The sequence below is a fragment of the Chloroflexus islandicus genome (genome assembly GCF_001650695.1).
GTDB lineage: Bacteria > Chloroflexota > Chloroflexia > Chloroflexales > Chloroflexaceae > Chloroflexus > Chloroflexus islandicus.
The window spans coordinates 1-2,137 of the sequence record NZ_LWQS01000109.1 but is presented as its reverse complement, the minus strand read 5'-3'; the positions used below and the strand labels follow the sequence as shown (position 1 = coordinate 2,137).

At 59.1% G+C, this 2,137-nt stretch carries 1 protein-coding gene; it reads left to right on the top strand.

What is annotated here, in order from left to right:
- Window positions 1–2,137, top strand: a 2,137-nt coding sequence (locus A6A03_RS20535; RefSeq protein ID WP_483772865.1) for a glycoside hydrolase family protein, incomplete at both ends; no start/stop codon positions are given.

The following is a 2,137-nucleotide window of genomic DNA, read 5'->3' as shown; positions in this document are numbered from 1 at the left end:
GTATTTCGTTTGCGATTGCCACCCCGCCTGCGGCAGACACCACCGTGCTGGTGCAGACCTTCGACAGCCGCGAGGTACTCGAATACGCGAGCGTGACGATTGGCGCCGGTGGAGTAGCGCCAACGCCAACCAATACTCCCATCCCGACAGCAACCAATACACCAACTAACACGCCGACTAATACACCAACTAACACGCCGACTAATACACCAACTAACACGCCGACTAATACACCAACTAACACGCCAACTAATACACCAACTAACACGCCAACTAATACACCAACTAACACGCCGACTAATACGCCAACTAACACGCCCACCCGCACTCCAACGGCTACTAACACACCGGGACCATCGCCAACACCGACGCCGCCGCCCGATCCGGCGCCGAATACGCAACCGTGGCAATTTGTGAGCGGGCCATGCGCTGATGGAGCAATTTTCGGCGAGGCCGGCAGCGGCTGTGGCGGCAGTGGCACTAGCTTCGACACCAACGAAATCTTTCCGCCGAGCATCTTACGTGACGAAGCTTCATCACTGCGCCCTTGCGAAGATGGCCGCACGAGCGGCACCTGCTACCGGATGTGGTATGTAGGAGTTGATACTGACGGTATCCGGCGGATTGGCTACGCCGTTTCACCCGACGGCATCACATGGACGCGGGTGGTGGGACCGCAAACGGGCGGCGCAGTCTTTGTTGGTTCCGGCGTGCCCGGCAGATTCGACAACGCCGGCGTAACCACAATGTATGTTATTCGTTATGGCAGCGTTTTTCGCATGTACTACACCGGTTTTTCCGCACTTAGTGTTATTGACAGCATCGGCTTAGCCGAGTCAACCGATGGGATTAACTGGACGCGCATCAATGGCCCATTCCCAAATGGCGCAATGATCGTGCCATCGAGAGACAGTAGCCAATTCGATACCGACTATGTTGTGGCGCCAGTGGTGCTGGTTGATGAAGCTTCGCCGATCGCACCTTGCGAAGATGGCCGCACCAGCGGCGAGTGCCACCGGATGTGGTTTGAAGGTGTGCGCACCTCGCCAAGCTACACCTTCCGCATTGGCTACGCCGTCTCGCCAGATGGGATCAACTGGACACGCATTGCGACGTTTAGCGATGGCTCGGTGGTGCAGCCCGGCCCCTTCGGCGAATTCGACGACAATAACGTCGGTGTGCCAATGGTGATCAAAGATGGTGCGATCTACCGGATGTGGTTCGAGGCCAATGGTTATAGCAGTGGTTATACCACCGGCTATCTGGTCTCAACTGATGGCCGCAACTGGACCCGTGCCGTACCGAACACACCGGTGTGGACAGGCACAATGGACACGATCAACGTGGGCTCGCCTGATGAAGTGTGGGCCGTGCGCGTATTGAAGGAGAGAGCGTCGTACCGGCTCTATTATGCAACCAGCACCCGGCCCAATGCGCGCCGCTTCGCACTGGCCGAGATGACACCCGGCGATCCATTGAGCGTGAGCGTGACACAGGCTGGCACAACCTACACCCTTACGTTCACCACTGCTGCGATTCCGGCAGGGGGCAGTGTCTTGATGACGCTACCACTAGGCATTGCAATAAATGATGTCAGCGCTGGTACAGTTAGCGGCTTTGGCACCGGAGCAACGCTGGTCGTTGATCCATCGGCTGTGACCGATGCCCTCTCTGGTGGAGTGGCACGCGGCGCGTTGCTGTTGCGCTTACCGGCTGGCGCTCCGGCTGGAACGAAGAGCATCACGTTTACCATCACCGGTCTCAGTGCCGATACTAGTGCGCTGGTGCAGGTCTTCAATGCGCGCGAGGTGATCGGGTATGCTGAGGTGACATTGCCGTTGGTGCCACCCACGTCGACCAATACGCCGACGCCGACCGAGACCCCCACGGCGACCAATACGCCGACGGCGACCAATACGCCGACGCCAACGAATACGCCCACGGCGACCAATACGCCGACCAATACGCCCACGGCGACCAATACGCCGACGCCGACCAATACGCCGACCAATACGCCCACCAATACCCCGACGCCGACGGACACCCCGACGCTGACCTATACGCCGACGCCAACGAATACGCCCACGGCAACCCCGACGGCGACCAACACGCCGACGCCAACGAATACGCCCACGGC